The sequence below is a fragment of the Brenneria roseae subsp. roseae genome (genome assembly GCF_003115845.1).
Taxonomy (GTDB): Bacteria; Pseudomonadota; Gammaproteobacteria; order Enterobacterales; family Enterobacteriaceae; genus Brenneria; species Brenneria roseae.
Genome location: NZ_KZ819023.1, coordinates 136,886 through 155,208, shown reverse-complemented (window position 1 = coordinate 155,208; position 18,323 = coordinate 136,886). Strand labels below are relative to the sequence as shown.

The window sequence follows — 18,323 nt, the reverse complement described above, 5'->3', positions numbered from 1 at the left end:
ATCAAGGATAATAAAGGGTAGTACTGCTTTATGGAACCCTAACACCCTCACTCTCCGGCTTTTTCTTAGCGGATACCGGGGTCGAGACCTGATAATCAGATTATGCCTGAAAAATATCGTTATTCGTTGCCGCTCAAAGCGGGTGAGCAACGCCTGCTGGGTCAGCTAACCGGCGCGGCCTGTGCCGTAGAGTGTGCCGAGATTATTGACCGTCACAATGGACTGGTCATTCTTATCACTCCAGATATGCAAAATGCGCTGCGCTTACGCGATGAAATACAACAATTTACGGAGCAGAGCGTCACCACCTTACCCGACTGGGAAACGTTACCTTACGACAGTTTTTCGCCCCATCAGGAAATCATTTCAAACCGGCTTTCGACGCTATATCAGCTCCCCCATATGGCGCGAGGCGTCTTGATTCTGCCGGTCAATACGCTGATGCAGCGCGTGTGCCCGCATGAATTCCTGCATGGCTATGCATTGATGCTGAAAAAAGGTCAGCATTTATCGCGCGACAAATTGCGTACCCAGTTGGAGCAGGCGGGCTACCGCAGCGTCGATCAGGTCATGGAGCACGGCGAATTCGCCACCCGCGGCGCGCTGCTTGATCTCTTCCCCATGGGAAGCGAAGAACCCTACCGCATTGATTTTTTTGACGATGAAATCGACAGCCTGCGACTGTTTGATGTGGATACCCAGCGCACGTTGAATGAAGTGCCACAGATCAAACTGTTGCCCGCTCACGAATTTCCTACCGATAAAAACGCGATTGAGTGCTTTCGCAGCCAGTGGCGCGAACAGTTTGAAGTCCGTCGTGATGCCGAGCACATTTACCAGCAGGTCAGCAAAAGCGCCTGGCCCGCCGGTATTGAGTACTGGCAGCCGCTTTTTTTCAGTCAACCGTTACCCGCGTTGTTCAGCTATTTTCCGGAAAATGCCCTGCTCGTTAACACCGGTGATATCCAGCAGAGCGCAGAGCGTTTCTGGCAGGATATCGGGCAGCGCTTCGAGAGCCGCCGGGTTGACCCGATGCGTCCGCTGCTGCCGCCAGAGTCGCTGTGGCTGCGGGTCGATAGTCTGTTTTCCGAGTTAAAAAGCTGGCCGCGGGTCCATCTGCGAACCGATACCCTGCCGGAAAAAGCGGCTCATGTGAATCTTGGCTACCTGCCGTTGCCGGATCTTGCCATTCAGCCTCAGCAAAAAGCCCCGTTGGATACGTTACGCCGTTTTATCGAACAATTTTTCATTGAACAACCTGACGGACAGGTGATTTTTTCCGTTGAAAGTGAAGGTCGGCGAGAAACGCTTCAGGAACTGCTGGCGCGAATCAAACTGAATCCCACACCGATTGCAACGCTGGGTCAGGCACAACATCGCGACGCCAGTTTGATCATCGGCGCCAGCGAACACGGCTTTATCGACACGCTGCGCCAGCGCGCGCTGATCTGCGAAAGCGATCTGCTGGGCGAACGCGTCAGCCGCCGCCGGCTGGATAATCGGCGAACCATCAATACCGATACCCTGATCCGCAATCTGGCGGAACTTCGCCCGGGTCAGCCCGTCGTGCATCTCGAACATGGCGTGGGCCGCTATGCCGGATTGACGACGCTGGAGGCCGGCGGCATTAAAGCCGAATACCTGATTTTAACCTATGCCGGGGAAGATAAGCTGTATGTCCCGGTATCCTCATTACATCTCATCAGCCGTTATGCCGGCGGCGCTGACGAAAGCGCGCCATTGCATAAACTCGGCGGCGATGCCTGGTCGCGCGCGCGGCAGAGAGCAGCGGAAAAAGTGCGGGATGTCGCCGCGGAACTGCTGGATATTTATGCGCACCGCGCCGCCAAAAGCGGTTTTGCCTTCAAACATGACAAAGCGCAGTATCAGCTTTTTTGTGAGAGCTTCCCCTTTGAGACCACGCCCGATCAGGCTCAGGCCATCAATGCCGTACTGAGTGATATGTGCCAGCCGCTGGCCATGGATCGACTGGTATGCGGTGATGTCGGCTTTGGTAAAACCGAAGTGGCCATGCGCGCCGCTTTCCTGGCGGTGGAAAACCATAAGCAGGTGGCCGTTCTGGTACCCACCACGCTGCTGGCTCAACAGCATTACGATAACTTCCGCGACCGCTTTGCCAACTGGCCGGTGAAAATTGAAATGATCTCCCGTTTTCGCAGTGCGCGCGAGCAAACCCAGATTCTGGAAGAAACGCAGAATGGTAAAGTCGATATTCTGATCGGCACGCATAAGCTGTTGCAGAATGATGTCAACTGGCGCGATCTTGGCCTGCTGATTGTGGATGAAGAACACCGTTTCGGCGTGCGCCACAAAGAACGCATCAAAGCCATGCGGGCCAACGTGGATATCCTGACGCTGACCGCTACCCCGATCCCACGTACGCTGAATATGGCGATGAGCGGCATGCGCGATCTGTCGATTATCGCCACGCCGCCCGCACGCCGTCTGGCGGTAAAAACCTTTGTACGCGAATACGATCATCTGGTGGTGCGCGAAGCCATTCTGCGTGAGGTGCTGCGCGGCGGTCAGGTCTACTATCTCTACAACGACGTGGAGAATATCGAAAAAGCCGCTCAGCGGCTGGCTGAACTGGTGCCGGAAGCCCGCATCACCATTGGTCATGGACAGATGCGCGAACGCGATCTGGAGCGGGTAATGAATGACTTCCACCATCAGCGTTTCAACGTACTGGTCTGTACCACTATCATTGAGACCGGGATTGATATTCCCAGCGCCAATACCATCGTTATCGAGCGGGCCGATCACTTCGGACTTGCTCAACTGCATCAGCTGCGTGGCCGCGTCGGACGTTCGCACCATCAGGCCTATGCCTACCTGTTGACGCCAAACCCCAAAGCCATGAGCACCGATGCGCACAAACGCCTGGAAGCGATTGCCTCACTTGAGGATCTGGGGGCTGGTTTTGCGCTCGCGACACATGATCTGGAAATTCGCGGGGCAGGTGAACTGTTGGGTGAAGATCAGAGCGGGCAAATGACCAGCGTAGGATTCTCACTGTATATGGAGTTGCTGGAAAGCGCCGTTAACGCCCTGAAAGCCGGACGGGAGCCGTCATTGGAAGATTTGATCAGCAGCCAGACTGACGTTGAACTGCGCCTGCCGGCCCTGCTGCCTGAGGATTTCATTCCCGATGTCAATACGCGGCTGTCCTTTTACAAACGCATTGCCAGTGCGAAAGGCCCGGGTGAACTGGACGAACTCAAGGTTGAGCTTATCGATCGTTTCGGCACGCTGCCCGATGCCACACGCCATCTGTTGCAGGTCGCTGCACTACGCCAACAGGCACAGTCGCTGGGTATTAAACGCATTGAAGGCAACGAAAAAGGCGGCTTCATTGAATTCAGTGAGAAGAATCGCGTGGACCCGTCCCACCTGATTGGTCTGTTACAACGCGAACCGGGCACCTATCGGCTGGATGGCCCGACGCGGCTGAAGTTTATTAAAGACCTGAGCGCCCGGCCACAGCGTATTGAGTTTATCGGATCGCTGTTGACCAACATGGCGCAACATACGTTAGCGGCTTAAAACCGCAAAGCGGTGATTCGCCGGCTTGCCGTTCAAGGGAGGTTGAATCCTTTATCAGCCAGGATTCAACCTCTCTCCCTTTACAAGCCCCGCCATAACACAGTAAAGTCGCCAGCCTTTTTCACGGCATGAGGTAATCGGGATGTTTATCGGTTTTGACTACGGCACAGCAAATTGTTCCGTTGCGGTAATGAATGCGGGCACACCACAGCTCCTGCCGCTGGAAAACCAATCTCCCTATCTCTCTTCCCTACTCTGCGCTCCCGTACGTGAAGCCGTAAGCGAATGGCTATGGCGCCATCATCAGATCAATGCGGAGGGGGAAAATGCGCAACTGCTAAAGCGCGCTATCAGCTATAACCGCGAGGAAGATATTCGCGTCCAACCGGACAGCGTGAAGTTCGGGCAGGCAGCGCTGCGGCAGTATATGGAGGACCCGCAAGACACCTGGTTTGTCAAATCCCCCAAATCCTTCCTTGGCGCCGTTGGCCTGAAACCCCAGCAGATTGCCTTGTTTGAAGATCTGGTGTGCGCCATGATGCTGCACATTCGCCGTCAGGCAGAACATCACGTCGGTCAACCCATCAGGCAGGCCGTGATCGGTCGCCCAATCAATTTTCAGAGTATCGGTGGTGAAGAAGCCAATGTGCAGGCGCAGGGGATTCTTGATCGCGCCGCCCATCGAGCCGGGTTTGAAAAAGTGATTTTTCAGTTTGAACCCGTTGCCGCCGGACTGGATTTTGAATCCACGCTGAGTAAAGAAACACGGGTGCTGGTCGTGGATATCGGTGGTGGTAGGTAGAAGTCATTTTTTTGTAGATTTGATTTTTAGAAAGAAAGCGACACGTCTAGATTGTTTTATTTATTTAGAACTAAAACTTGGTGTACGAGCAACAACACTAATTAATAAAATGTTGGTTGATATATTAAAAAATGATGAAACCTTAAATTCTCATTATAAAAAATAACGTAAAGCATAGATCATTTTGGAGTATAGGATTCTATAGAGACTTTAGCCAAGTATGCACAAAAAGAACTAATGATGTTTTAGACGAGTATAGAGCTGAATCTTATTTTACTCATCACAACACTATATATGTCTGTGGATGCCGTGGGAAAAAACATACTGACAAGTGTCAAAAAATTGGTTTTATTATTATTGGCTTCGGTTCGGGTATGTGATTTTTAGTCTATATAAAAAACACTGCGGTGCCGAAACTACGCACGAGAATATCGCTCAGTAGGCCCCCAAGCCGGACCATTCGGGCTGGTGAGAGCATATAAATTACATAGCAATCTATTAATATCAAATGAATCCGTTTTAATTATTAATAGGTTACATTATAATCTTCTACAATGCAATTCATGGATGGAATGACGATGACCGAAGCAGACCTAGATAAACTGGCTGATGAAATAGTTCTTCTGCTTACAGCAGGTGAATTTCACAGAGGGATAGGATCAGGGATAGGTGAAGTTAGCAAAAACTTTGGCTATCTCGCCTATTCATACCTTGATACGGATACCAGATATGCACGTTCACGAGAAATGGAAAGAATGATTCGGGCAATACATAGGGGAATTCTTTCACGCGATAAGATCTATGAAACTGTAAAGAGGATCTTTGATAGCTTCAACAAACATACATCTGAATCGCAGAAACGGAATATTTACCACGGTGCTGCTGGCTCGATGACAGGAAGCGTTATTGTATCGCAGGTAGTATTGCAGTTGGCAACCCGTATTGGAAACATGGCAAGTATACCATCTGTTTTGTCATATTATATATTGTTAGGTGGAGGAATGGCCGAGAGATCAATATATCGTTCAAGGAGCCTGAACACCGAAAATCCAGAGGTATATTATGCACTAAGAAAAGATGATCTTGATTTCTTATTCTTTTTAATCGAACCAATGGTAGAGCCGATTATGAAATCACTAAAAGTGAAAAGAATATATGGCGATCATATGTTTAATGCATTGATTGATAAAGTAGGGGAAAAGATTAAATCTCATGCTTAAAACCATCAAGAAAATTTTATTATTTTTATCCTACCAGTTAGGATTTTTACTGCTGACGCTTTGTTTCTTCTGGATCTGCTATATTATATTTGTTGGATATGCCCCTTGGAGTGAGAAGGTTTATCACCTGGTTATTGCAATCATACTGATGTTTATCTTTGGGAAGTTTTGTGATTGGTATGATCGGCACAGATAGATGCAGGGTCTCCCCTGCATCTTGTCTAGTTCATGAATTTAGTCATTTCCCATAACGCATAACCAGACGTTCCGGCTTTATGATGCGTCCATGTAACGTCTTTATATCTGACAGAGATATGTTCCAGTATCAACCCAGCACCATCATCTATGATATTAGGCATGACGAGATTGATATCTGAGATAAGCCCATCATTGATCTGAATTGAGAAAAACTTCTCTTGCTTGGCATGTTGTGTGGTGCGGTAAAAATCGATTAGTACTTTAACCATTTCTTGATCGTTTAAAGCCATTGCCAGTAACGGTGTAGATTTATCGATAGGTTTTACCAGTGTGATAGGGTTATGGACGGCATGACCATCATTACTCATCATATGATTAAACGCCAGAATCATGATCTCATCCGTATGGCCTGCCTGATATCGATTTCCAATAGACTCAAGCGTTGAACATCCCTCAGAAATTAATCCCTGTGATTTACCTTCGATAGTCATGTATGCATAATTAGCCATATAAATTCCCTTTCCAATGAATTGTACCTTATAGATGATATCGTTAATAACATTCGAACACCATTATTAAAATTGAAATAATTAGCGTGATATGGATGCCAACTCCAATCTTATAATTAAATCCAAGCCTAGTTGCTCAATGAAAAAGTACTGGAATTGATGGTTCCAGTACTTTACCATTTATCCTTCCAGATCTGTACTTGTACGTAGCTTATATAGTTCAATGGCCTTATCGCGTGTCATTCGTAACTTAGCATCTGACATGATGGTTCCCCATATCGTGCCATCTTGTTGCCTATAGAACGCTTGCATAGTAAAAATCATAATATATGAAGAAAGATTCATATAACTAAATCCATCAAAATCAATAAAGGTTTATTATGTTCTGGATGAGTCAGAAAAAAGTCAAAAATACACCCGAGAAATTAGCAATGACTGGTAATGAAGTAGATCCATTCGTAATTGACTATGTTAATTCTCATAGAAACTATTTCTCGGCATTACTTGGTAATAGAATAACAAGGGAAAATACCATTTCTATAAACGATGTTACAGTACTTAGAGAAGCATATGATAAAGCACATCAAATAAGGAATATCGAAGTTGACCTGTACTGGAAAAGAGCCACCTACTGTTGGACATTAATAGCTGCGTTACTAACCATTTGTGGATTATTATTCTCAGCTTATTTTAAACCTGATGATTTAGATAAAAGAGACAGTACTATACTTATAGCAATTGGTGCGGTTTCATTTATCGGTGTAGTAATTACATCTCTTTGTCAGTTTATGTCTGTAAGTGGTGAGTACTGGAAGAAAAATTGGGAAACACATATCTCAATGCTTGAACCTATGTTTAGTGGTAGGCTTTACTCGACTCATTTAGTATCGAGTAGATATAGGTCATCTATTGCTAAGTTAAACTTTTTACTTTTCTCTGTAATCCAAATGAGCTGGCTAGCAATAATAATGTTGCTCATCACTATCAAATTTCACAGCACTCCAGAATTAAGTTTCTTATCTATTATTTTATTTGGGACTATATACTTCACATTGATAACATTACTAGTTATTGGCACTGTTTCCAAGAACAAATCGGTCCATGTTTTTATTACTAGTTACGATATTAGAATACATAGTAAATTTGAACTATTAGGGCAACTTTCATCAATTGCTGTTCGTCTTTTAGGAAAAACAGTATTAGCAATCATTCTTCTCATTGTATTATTTCTATGTACATGGATATTCTTCAGATTCGGCCTGGGTTTTGATGCCTCAACACCTATTGTTTTTTGGCAGAAATTATTCCAATAGCATATCAAAATCATATTCAGTACTGTAATAAGTAATGATGTACTTTTCACCATTATGGGATGTAATTATTGGATCGGGGTTGTTCCCTTCGGTCACTTGTGAGTAGATGATTAGGAGGCTTAAACAGCCGACGACCTGACAAGGGAGTTTACGACCGCGTAGTTACTCAAAGAGACTTTGGGGACCAGTTAATGATGGAGTACTACTACAATCAGAAAGCAGATAACGCAGTGAATGAGCTACTTCCAAGTAGCGAATGAACAAGGCATCTGGTCAGTAGCAACGAGCAATGCGAGGTGTTACTCATAGTTGCTTATGACGTGTAAGGCGGTCTATGTTTTCAACAATAAGAACGCCACTAGTGATACGCCCACTGAGAACATCATTATAGAACTTACGAGTGAGCTATTAGGCTTCCAGTTCATCTCCTTAAAGGCGGATTTACCTAAATCTGATTCAAGTACTTCAAAATCGTTGGAATCAAGTTGATAACCGAGGCGATGATCTACCGTGGCATACTGTAGAAAATCACTTACTGTTTGTACCTGTCTTTCAATACCAAAACCATTTGATTGTTGTAAAGTACTGATACGTGGATAACTTTATGATTTAATTATGATTTTCCAGCTGTTCATTGTAGCGTAAAGTATATCACAACTATTCCATACTGCTGATGGAACCCGAGTGGCGCCAGCAACATGACCGTCATCAAAGTCTGTTGGGTCACAGCGGTTGTCGCGTTGGCGGTAACGACCTTGATATCATGCTGGCGTTTAAACAATTGATGCCGTTGTTGGGGATGAACGGTGAAACCGAAAAGGGGATCGCTCTGCCAATCATGGCATGGTGGAACGCCGTTGCGATTAACGATATTCCGGCTCAGAAGGAATTCTATAGCCCGGCCTGTCGTACCTTAATCAATGAAATGATTCGAGATGCCCGCCAGCCTGAACAGGTCAAACGCCTGTTGACCGTCTGGCGGCAGCGGTTAAGCTACCGGCTGGTTCAACGGGCCGAAGAGAGCAAAATCACGCTCTCCGACCGGCCGCAAGCGATGGCCGACCTGCATTTTATTGATCCCGATCTTGCGGTCGCCATAACAGCCGACGAACTGAATAGCGCCATTACCCAGCCATTGATGCGTATTCAGCAGCAGATCACACTGGCACTGAAAGCCAGCCAAACGCAGCCGGATGTCATCTATCTGACGGGGGGAAGTGCGCGTTCCCCCATTCTGAAACAGGCGATTGCACAGCTGCTTCCTGCGATCCCCATCGCCAGCGGTAATGATTTTGGCTCCGTCACCGCCGGGCTGGCGCGTTGGGCCGCCATCATGTTCAGAAAATAGGTGAACACGGCGTTTCTCCGCCCCACACGCCGTAACCTTTTCTCTGTATGCTAAAAAACCGCGGGAAACCAGAATAGGTTTCCCGCGGTTTTATTACCGGGTGTCAGCACAAAGAGCGGATTCTGAAAGATTAACTCTGCTGGTTCAGAATCAACTGACCGTTTCTGTCTACCGGAATCTGTGTTCCGGGATCGCGATCCATGCGGATTTTACCCTGCTGGTCGCCAATTTTATAGGTAACGTCATAACCCAGGATTTTCTGCGATTTATCGTAGACCGTCTGGCAACGCTGCTGGGTTGTCGTATACGTATCATTTTCCTGCATACTGCCTTGAACTTTGTTACCGGCATAGCCGCCCGCCAAAGCCCCGGCGACTGTCGCCACATCTTTACCGCGACCGCCGCCAAACTGGTGACCCAGTACACCGCCCGCCACCGCGCCTAACACCGAACCGGCGATTTTATGTTCATCCTGAACCGGACGACGATTTGTGACAGCGACATTACGACACTCCTGACGAGGGGTTTTAACCGTTTCTTTTATTGGTGTTGCCGTAAGTACCTGCGCATACTGCGGTTTAGATGAAAACACATCCATACTCGCCACTGCCGCTACACCCAATGCAGCAACTACGCCGATACCTACCCCCGCTAACATTGACTTGTTCACAGGATACCTCCCGAATATATTTCCGCGCATTTCCCCCACCCTCGCCCCGCGTGTTAAAGATGCTTTATCTTCATTACGCTTCGCGTTATACGCGATGGATCCGATGATTTCTCCTGAATACCTTTCACTCAGGATTCGCGACGTGCGCGCTACGCCGCCTGTAAACAGTGAGGAGTCTGCACAATGTTTTCGGCACCCGCAATAAGACTAATTAACCAAAAATGTCACTTTCGTAACATAAAACTATCATTTGAGAATTGTCTTAACGAGAATCGGCCATAGGACGATATTTTATTCTGGAATAGTCAGGATGGGATTTCAGATCGCAACCGCCTGCGGTTCGCAGGCGGCGTGTCAACATTAGTGCAGTTTAAGACGAGGACGAATAACGCGGTTGATGCCGCCGACCAGCATCATCAAGCCGGTCTTCACATAGCCATGCAGTGCAATCTGGTGCATACGGTATAGGGAAATGTAAACAAAACGCGCAATGCGCCCTTCCACCATGACCGAACCACGCATCAGGTTACCCATCAGGCTACCCACCGTACTGAACTTGGACAGTGACACCAGTGAACCATGGTCTTTATACACATAAGGCTTCAGCGTCTGGCCGCTCAGCAGCGCCAGTATGTTGCCATGGCAGCGGGAGGCCATCTGGTGTGCCGCCTGCGCCCGTGGAGGAACAAAACCACCGCCTTCCTGCGGGCAGGACGCACAATCGCCAATGGCAAAAATGTCAGGATCGCGGGTCGTCTGCAACGTCGGCTCAACCACAAGCTGGTTGATACGGTTGGTTTCCAGACCGGCAATCTCCTTCATCGCGTCCGGCGCTTTAATCCCGGCGGCCCATACCATCAGATCGGCATCAATAAATTCGCCGTCTTTGGTATTCAAACCGCCTGGTTCAGCGCTGGTCACCATCGTTTTGGTAAGAACACGGACACCGATATTCGTCAGTTCCTGATGCGCTGCCGCTGAAATACGCGGTGGCAGCGCAGGCAAAATACGCTCACCGGCTTCAACCAGCGTAACATTCAGCGTTTCCTTATCCAGACCATCGAAACCGTAGCTGTGCAGCTGTTTCACCGCGTTATGCAGTTCGGCGGACAGTTCAACGCCGGTTGCCCCACCACCGACTATCGCGATATTTACCCGTTCTTTTCCATCCGTGTTGGCGGTGAATTTCAGGAACAGATTCAGCATTTCATTGTGAAAACGACGGGCCTGTTTAGGGTTATCCAGGAAGATACAGTGATCTTTTACGCCCGGCGTGCCAAAGTCGTTCGAGGTACTGCCTAACGCAATCACCAGAATGTCGTAAGGTATTTTGCGGGCGGCCACCAGCAGTTCACCCTGCTCATCACGAATTTCCGCCAGTTGGATGCGCTTCTGCTCGCGATCGATATCCGTCAACATACCGAGTTGAAACTGGAAGAAGTGGTTGCGGGCATGAGCCAGATAGCTCAGCGCATCCATGTCGTCATCCAGCGATCCGGTTGCCACTTCGTGCAACAACGGTTTCCACAGATGGCTGTGGTTACGATCAACCAGCGTTACTTCCGCTTTTTTCTTGCGGCCTAACTTATGGCCCAGACTGGTTGCCAGTTCAAGTCCGCCGGCTCCCCCGCCGACAATAACGATTTTTTTGGTTGGTGATGTCAAAATGACCCCCTAAATTGTGAACCAATGGTTAATAAAGGGTAAAATAATAATATCCTTATATTACATAGGGTTCGCGTAAGTTAAACTCGATATCTGCTGCAAGAATATCACGGCAGGTCATTTGGTCATACCAAAATTGATATATATCAATTTATTTTCAGGCCGTGGCTGACACCTGGCGGGGTTTTATCTTTATTTCAGCTGATTAGCGGATAATGAAAGGAATACGCGAACGCCGTCATCGTCATCCGATGAGGAAAAGATCACCGTAAGGAAAGTAAATAAATTGGCCGCCGTCCGCCTGCCCCCCCGCTAAGGAGAGAAAACCTGAACCGTTCTCCCCTTTGAAGAAGTATAGAGACAGCGTCTGCTTTCAGTGATTCAGCCCAGCGTTTTAAAGGACTTCATCCGTTGCAGGTGCGGAGAAATGCTCTTGAATTTGTGTGTCTGAACATCGTCCCAGATGATTTCATAGTAGTTACCCAGCGCCTGCGCACTACGCTGGCTATTGAGCATTTCATCCTGGCGAGACAGCACCACCAGACAACGATCGCGGTTTTTCTCGCGGAAATTCGCCACGCACTTGGTCGCGATATCCAGATACTCTTCCGGACGATCGATTTTGCCGCTCATGTTTTCCTGCGGAAACAGGTTTGGATTGAATATAACCTGCCGGATATCACACAGGAACCCGACCCGCTCAGCCCAAAAACCGCCAAGTCCCACCCCACAAATCAGTGGCCGCTCATCATTGGAATGCTGAATCGTTTTATCGACCTGCTTAAGCAAGTGCTGCATGTCATGACGCGGATGCAGCGTGCTGTAGCTGATCAGCCGGACATCGTCATCAATAAATTGCAGCTGCAACACTTTTTCATGGTTACCGGGGCTGGTCGAGTCAAAACCATGTAAATAGATAATCATCTCTATCCTCACCACTGTTGTACCAATACACCACGGCTACGGTGCAGAAGCGTCTATTCCCGAGTTTACGTTACCCTGCTGATTTATACGCTTGCCAACGCTCACTCAGCGCCGTCAGCGCCTGGTTGGTCTGCCGCCAGCGCGGCAAATCCAGCAACTGCCTGCGGGAAAACTCCCCTTGATGATATAAACTGGACAGTTGTTCCGCTTTGACCGGGGACAGATTATCCAACACGCTCGCCGCCCCCTTTCGGTTATTGCAAACCAGAATCATGTCGCACCCCGCATCCAGTGAAGCCTGCGCACGTTCCGGATAGCTTCCCATCACGGCGGCGCCTTCCATTGACAGGTCGTCGGAAAAGATGATGCCATTAAAATTCAGTTCCTGACGCAAGACCTGCTTTAACCAGAATGGCGAACCGCTGGCAGGATGCGGATCGACTTCAGTATAAATTACATGGGCAGGCATGATGGCGTCCAGTTGCTGTTGCTGGATCAGCTGGCTGAAAATAAACATGTCATGGGTGCGGATTGTCTCCAGCGGGCGGGGATCGCGCGGTGTTTCCTTATGGGAATCCGCACTGACGGCGCCGTGACCGGGAAAATGCTTGCCCGTCACTTTCATCCCTGCGCTATGCATTCCGCGAATAAAGCTTTGCGCCATCATCAGCGCTTTTTGCGGTTCGGCATGGAAAGCGCGCTCGCCAATCGCGGCGCTCTGGTGACCAATATCCAGCACCGGAGCAAAACTGATATCAATATCCATTGAAATCATCTCTGCCGCCATCAGCCAACCCGCTTCTTCCGCGAGCCTCTGCGCCTCTGTTTCCGTATTCAATGCGGCAAATGCCTGCGCGGCCGGCAAACGGGTAAACCCCTCGCGGAAACGTTGAACGCGTCCGCCTTCCTGATCGACCGACACTACCAGACGCGTGCGCGATGCGGCGCGAATCTGGCGAACCAACTCACGTAGTTGTTCCGCATCATGGAAATTGCGCGTAAATAAAATCACGCCGCCGACGAGCGGATGCGCCAATACTTCACGATCTTCCGCGTCCAGCTCATAGCTGGCAACATCTAACATTACCGGACCCACACAAACCTCATTCTTTACTGTTCGTTACGTCTGTCAGAAAAACGTCCCTTTCACCGATCTGAAAGCGATGTTTAATTTAACCCCAGTTGCCTGCGCAAGGTTGGAAGCGCCTGCAAAAATCTGTCCTGCCGCGTTTGCTGCCAACGGACTTCGAACCACATCAGCACCAGATAATCGACCCAGGGCAACCACGGCACAACGTGCCGATACAGCCGTTCAACAGTAAATCCGGGACGATGTCGCTGATACGTTTCTAAAAAATTGATCTGTGCCGGCGTATCCATCTGATTCGCCCGAAAAATGAAGGCCATTTCAAAAGCGATATCGCCATCTGACGCATATTCCCAATCGATAAGCATCATACCATTCGGGGTTAACAACATATTATCGGCATGAACATCCAGATGTAATGGCGCACAGGCTAACCACGCCGGCAGTGGCAACCGTTGAAAATGCTGATGCCACCGCAGCAGCGCCGGAGAACGTCGGCGCGGATCCATCTGCTGCCAGTGCCGGGAAAACAGCTTGCGCAGATCCAACGGATAACCGCTGCATGGCTGTTGATGAATGCGGGACAAACAGCCCGCCAGCGCGCCGCGGGTCAGTAAAGCGGTAAACTCATCCGCCGTCGCGATACGTCCTGGCACCCACTCAATAATCAACCAGTCGTGCCGCCATAACAGCGGACGCGGAGCCAACCCGGCTGCGGCCATCTGCCGTAGCAGATGAAACTCTCGTTGACGATCGGTGCCCGTCTGGCGCCCCAATACCGATTGCGGACGCGCCAGCCACTCACTATCAGGTCCGGTGATGCGCCAGCTTTCACTGCTGAGCCCGCTGATAGGTTCGAAATGAAAACCGGCGGTATCTACCGCCGGAAAAAACTGATGAACAAGCTCAGTAAGCTGCTGTTTAATGTTGAATGGATCCATTACCTGACCAGACAATTTCGCCGGTCTGCACCAGCATCAGTTGCATATCGATTTCGGGTGATTTCACATCGCCACTTATATCGCTGTACAACACATATTGCGCACTGACGTACCGAGCCAACCCAATCGCCTTACTACGCGATCCCAGGCTATCATCCACCGATAATCCTAATGTCTGCTTCGCCGCAGCCAGCTGTTCGCGCGGCACCAGCGTAAAGGTATTGCTGGATGACAACGCGTTATATAGCGCGTTATTGGCATTCGCCGTTTGCAACGCGCCATTGGTGTTATTCTTCACGCTATCCAGCAACAGGATACTGCCCTGCGCCACGCCGTCTGCTTTCAGCATTTGCGCAATCAGCGGATTGATACTGGCTTCCCAGTTCAACGTTTGAATTTTTGGCGGCGGCGGGACCGGTTCCCCCGGCGGTGGCGTCACCGGAACCGGCGGTTCTACCGGTTCGATCGTCACGGGCGGTTCAACAGGTTCAGGTGGACGACTTGGACACCCCGTCAATACCAGCACGGCCAACGCCACTCCTAGATACTTTTTCATATTTCCTCTCTCAACACACCACTACAAAAATAGATGAAGGCGAACCTGACGCACATCAGGATTGCCGCGCGTTGAAGAAATTTTTATTTCCGCCCGAGGTGGGAGCACAAGGGTTTGCGCATCGTCATACGGCAATATATCCAGCCCATTATCATCATACCAATAGAAACGGTAATGCACGGTGACAGGTTGCTCCGTGTGGTTACTGACGACAGAAGACGCGCGTCGTTTACCGTTTTCCGAATCAAGAGAAGGCGCGCCAGCCGTAATCCCGGCCGATAGCAGAGGAGCATCCAGTACCAATGTTTGTCGTTCATTGATCGTTAGTACCTTTGGCGAACTACACGCGATCAATACGCCGGTCATCAACAAGAGTGACAAACATCGCATCATCGGATTACGCATCGTAAACTCCATTAGTGAGCCAACAAAGGCCCCAGCGCACGGCCGCCCAGCAGGTGCATATGTACATGGTAGACTTCCTGCCCGCCATGGCGATTGCAGTTGATAATCAGGCGATAACCGTCGTCTGCAATACCTTCCTGACGGGCAATCTTTCCTGCGACGGTGATCATGCGTCCCAGCGCGGCTTCATGTTCTGCCGTGGTCTCATTGACCGTCGGGATCAGTTCGTTAGGAATAATCAGAATGTGGGTTGGTGCGCGTGGCGCAATATCACGAAAGGCGGTTACCAGTTCATCCTGGTAAACGATATCGGCAGGAATTTCCCGGCGGATAATTTTACTAAAAATGGTTTCTTCAGCCATGATTGATTTCCTTTTTAAACAAACTCAGATCAAAGTCATGTAGGCAGTATGAGTGACATATTCCATTTCTTTCAACCTTCTTCGTTTATTTGTGATTCAAACGGATAATCTGTCGCCCAATCACGCCGGTCAGGAGAACCTTACGTACCATTTTTAACGTATTGAACGGGACAATTACTCATCGGATTGTATATCGCCTGGTTTAGCCGAGTATTCGGCCAGCCACGTCTCAAAGGCCGAGGCGGGCAGCGGTTTTGAAAACAGATATCCCTGACCTGACTGATATCCATGCTCCTGCAAAATTTCCAGTTGCCCGCGCCTTTCAATCCCCTCCGCCACCAGCCGGAGGTCAAGACCTTCGCCAATGCCGACCACCGCCTTGCTCAGCGCCCGGCTGGCGGCATCGTGCTCAAGATCGTCCACAAAACTCTTGTCCAGTTTGAGTTCGCTGATCGGCAACCGACGCAGATAGCCCAGACTGGAATACCCCGTACCGAAATCGTCAATGGACAATTGGATGCCGCTGCGATGAATCGCGGTTATTGAGGTCAGGATATTAGGATGATTATCGAGCAGAATATTTTCCGTGATTTCGATGACCAGATCGGCTGCTTTCAGACCATATCTTTCCAGCGTACGAAAAAGCGCCGCGGGAAGATCCGGATTATGGAAACTTGCCGGGGAGAGATTGATCGAAATGACGGGCACGGAAATACCCGCATTGCGCCACTGGACAAGTTGCTGACAAGCGGTATCCAATACCCAGTCGCTAAGCTGGTGGATCAGGCCGCTCTCTTCGGCCAGCGGAATAAAACGCGCAGGCGGGATATATCCCAGCTCAGGATGATACCAGCGGGCAAGCACCTCTACGCCGCTCAGTTCGCCATCCCGCAGTCTCACCTGCGGCTGCCAGGCCAGACTCAGTGATTTATTAGCCAGCGCCAGACGCAGTTCATGCTCCATCGTCATGCGCTCGCGTGCAACAATATTCATTTCCTTGTTGTAGAAACTCAAACCGCCACGGCTGGTCCGTTTGGCCTGATACATCGCCAGATCGGCGTGTAATAACAGCGTGGTCATGTCGTTGCCGTCATGTGGATACAGACTGATACCGATGCTGGACTGTGGCGTCACGGTAATACCAGCCAGTTGGCAAGGCTGGCTAATCACGCCGCGTAGCCGTTCGAGGATGTCAACGACCTGCTCCTCGCCGCAGTGTGGCAGGACAATAACGAACTCATCACCGGACAGTCGGCCGACGATATCCGATGCCTGTGCGACCTGCCGCACTCGGTCGGCAATCGTGCGCAACAGTTCATCGCCGGTCGCATGGCCGTAGGCGTCGTTAATCGCCTTGAAGTGATCCAAATCGATAAACAGTACCGCCAAAGGAGCGCCTTCCCGCGCAACCTCTTCAATCATCCGATCGGCCTGGGCCAGCAGCAGATTTCGATTGGGCAGTCCCGTCAACGTATCGAAGAATGCCAGTTGGCGGATATCACGGCGGGCGTCCTCACGCTCTAACGCCAGCGCACATAAGTGGGTGCATATATCGGCGATTTCCCGGTGCAAAATGTCAGGTTCACGGCATTGGGGAAAATAAAAAGCGAAGGTTCCGATCACCCGGCCATCACCGCTGCGAATGGGGCTTGACCAACAGGCGCGTAAACCCAGTTCCAAAGCCCGATCGCGGCACGTCTCCCAGCGAGGATCTTGTGCAATGTCGGTGACCACGACCGACTCGTTCAGGAAAGCCGCGGTGCCACAGGATCCAACCAACGGGCCGATCGGCAAACCATCGAATGAATGCATATATTCGGCAGGCAGGCTGGGAGCGGCCAGAGCGCGCAGACACTGCTGTTCATCCACCCGAATAATTGAGGCGATAGTATCAGGGAGAATGGATTCAATAAGACGACACATCTGCTCCATCACCAGTTCCAACGGTTGCTCGCGAACCAGATCCTCCAGCACCTGCTGGTGCAGGGATTGATACATCTGCGCCTGTGTGATATCGGTAAGCACACCGACAATATGGGAAATATTCCCCTGGTCATCGTGAATGGGGGTTTCCATAATATTTCCCCACAGGCGTCGGCCATCGCGCCGATATAACAGCTGGTTGCCCCTGAATGGCTTACCCTGCCTGAATAATTCCCATACCGCCGCATTGTGAGCGCTGGTTGATTGCGGGCTCAGCAACTGCGGGGGATTTTTCCCCTGCGTGGTTGCCAGCGTGTAGCCCAGCATCCGGGTGAAACCGTCATTGAGATAGATGATGCGCCAGTCAGCATCCGTGATATAAATGGCTGATTCGCTCTCATTCAGCGCCTGAGACAGAAGGCGGCGCTCTTCCTCTTGCTGGCGAGCCACGGAGACATCCCTGGCAATAGCCAGATAGAAAACCCGTTCAGCCGTGCTAATCCGCGACAGGCCGATCTCGATAGTTTTAATCCCCGCGCCATCCATCAGATTGATCGAGATATCACGGTAGGTGCCTGCCATCTCCCCCAAAACACGAACAAAGTGTTCATCAAGTTGGCTACATGTTGGAGAAGGATGCATATCGGGAATCAGAAGACTGACTTTCCGGCCAAGCACATCCTCCCGGCGTTCTCCCCACAGCGCTTCCGCGGCGGTATTAAAAAAAACAATTTGTCCGTTTTCGTCAATAACCACTTTGGCATCGACAGACTGCTCAACAACCTGCCTGAACACATCGAATCTGGAACTATTAATGGCTGTATGCATGATGG

Annotated in this window: 13 protein-coding genes and 2 pseudogenes; 5 read left to right on the top strand and 10 right to left on the bottom strand. The window is 49.8% G+C overall.

Translation table 11 applies throughout. The annotated features are described in order from the left end of the window. The first annotated feature begins 102 nt into the window (after positions 1 to 102). The 3 genes and pseudogenes from mfd (at position 103) to DDT52_RS03015 (ending at position 5,589) form a co-directional block, all read left to right on the top strand. The gene (mfd, locus tag DDT52_RS03025; RefSeq protein ID WP_136155045.1) at positions 103 to 3,567 is read left to right on the top strand and encodes a transcription-repair coupling factor; all 3,465 of its coding nucleotides are present in this window, start codon (positions 103 to 105) and stop codon (positions 3,565 to 3,567) included. Between the two features lie 142 nt (positions 3,568 to 3,709). Beyond that, positions 3,710 to 4,363, top strand: a pseudogene (gene yegD, locus DDT52_RS03020) (molecular chaperone); the annotation flags it as partial. A 584-nt stretch (positions 4,364 to 4,947) separates the two neighbouring features. After that, positions 4,948 to 5,589, top strand: coding sequence for a hypothetical protein (locus DDT52_RS03015; RefSeq protein ID WP_136155044.1), 642 nt, complete (start codon positions 4,948 to 4,950; stop codon positions 5,587 to 5,589). 221 nt (positions 5,590 to 5,810) lie between these two features. Here DDT52_RS03015 and DDT52_RS03005 read toward each other — a convergent pair whose 3' ends face one another. Continuing rightward, a complete protein-coding gene (locus DDT52_RS03005) occupies positions 5,811 to 6,296 on the bottom strand; it encodes an Hcp family type VI secretion system effector (RefSeq protein ID WP_136155042.1) in 486 nt (161 codons plus the stop codon). Between the two features lie 389 nt (positions 6,297 to 6,685). Here DDT52_RS03005 and DDT52_RS03000 point away from each other — a divergent pair, with 389 nt between their 5' ends. Next, positions 6,686 to 7,609 (top strand): RipA family octameric membrane protein, encoded by a 924-nt coding sequence (locus DDT52_RS03000; RefSeq protein ID WP_168709723.1) that lies wholly within the window; start codon positions 6,686 to 6,688, stop codon positions 7,607 to 7,609. Positions 7,610 to 8,270: 661 nt separating this feature from the next. Continuing rightward, positions 8,271 to 8,957 (top strand): annotated as a pseudogene (gene yegD / locus DDT52_RS02995) (molecular chaperone); the annotation flags it as partial. Between the two features lie 130 nt (positions 8,958 to 9,087). Here yegD (DDT52_RS02995) and DDT52_RS02990 read toward each other — a convergent pair. The 9 genes from DDT52_RS02990 to DDT52_RS02950 all read right to left on the bottom strand — a co-directional run bounded on the left by DDT52_RS02990 (position 9,088) and on the right by DDT52_RS02950 (position 18,318). Continuing rightward, positions 9,088 to 9,627, bottom strand: coding sequence for a glycine zipper 2TM domain-containing protein (locus DDT52_RS02990; protein WP_136155039.1), 540 nt, complete (start codon positions 9,625 to 9,627; stop codon positions 9,088 to 9,090). 360 nt (positions 9,628 to 9,987) lie between these two features. Beyond that, positions 9,988 to 11,292 (bottom strand): NAD(P)/FAD-dependent oxidoreductase, encoded by a 1,305-nt coding sequence (locus DDT52_RS02985; RefSeq protein WP_136155038.1) that lies wholly within the window; start codon positions 11,290 to 11,292, stop codon positions 9,988 to 9,990. A gap of 381 nt (positions 11,293 to 11,673) precedes the next feature. Continuing rightward, positions 11,674 to 12,216: an alpha/beta hydrolase YcfP gene (gene ycfP / locus DDT52_RS02980; protein WP_136155037.1), complete on the bottom strand. Its 543-nt coding sequence runs from the start codon at positions 12,214 to 12,216 to the stop codon at positions 11,674 to 11,676. A 70-nt stretch (positions 12,217 to 12,286) separates the two neighbouring features. Beyond that, the gene (gene nagZ / locus DDT52_RS02975; protein ID WP_136155036.1) at positions 12,287 to 13,312 is read right to left on the bottom strand and encodes a beta-N-acetylhexosaminidase; all 1,026 of its coding nucleotides are present in this window, start codon (positions 13,310 to 13,312) and stop codon (positions 12,287 to 12,289) included. A gap of 71 nt (positions 13,313 to 13,383) precedes the next feature. Next, on the bottom strand, positions 13,384 to 14,244 hold the full coding sequence (gene thiK, locus DDT52_RS02970; protein ID WP_136155035.1) for a thiamine kinase: 861 nt from the start codon (positions 14,242 to 14,244) through the stop codon (positions 13,384 to 13,386). After that, positions 14,225 to 14,800: a penicillin-binding protein activator LpoB gene (lpoB, locus tag DDT52_RS02965; protein WP_136155034.1), complete on the bottom strand. Its 576-nt coding sequence runs from the start codon at positions 14,798 to 14,800 to the stop codon at positions 14,225 to 14,227. The genes thiK and lpoB overlap by 20 nt, the downstream gene beginning before the upstream one ends. Positions 14,801 to 14,821: 21 nt before the next feature. Further along, positions 14,822 to 15,205, bottom strand: coding sequence for a YcfL family putative periplasmic lipoprotein (locus DDT52_RS02960; RefSeq protein WP_136155033.1), 384 nt, complete (start codon positions 15,203 to 15,205; stop codon positions 14,822 to 14,824). A gap of 11 nt (positions 15,206 to 15,216) precedes the next feature. Further along, entirely contained in the window at positions 15,217 to 15,567 is a 351-nt protein-coding gene (gene hinT / locus DDT52_RS02955; RefSeq protein ID WP_109053182.1) for a purine nucleoside phosphoramidase, read from the bottom strand. A 174-nt stretch (positions 15,568 to 15,741) separates the two neighbouring features. Further along, the gene (locus tag DDT52_RS02950) at positions 15,742 to 18,318 is read right to left on the bottom strand and encodes an EAL domain-containing protein (protein ID WP_136155032.1); all 2,577 of its coding nucleotides are present in this window, start codon (positions 18,316 to 18,318) and stop codon (positions 15,742 to 15,744) included. Between the last annotated feature and the right edge of the window lie 5 nt (positions 18,319 to 18,323).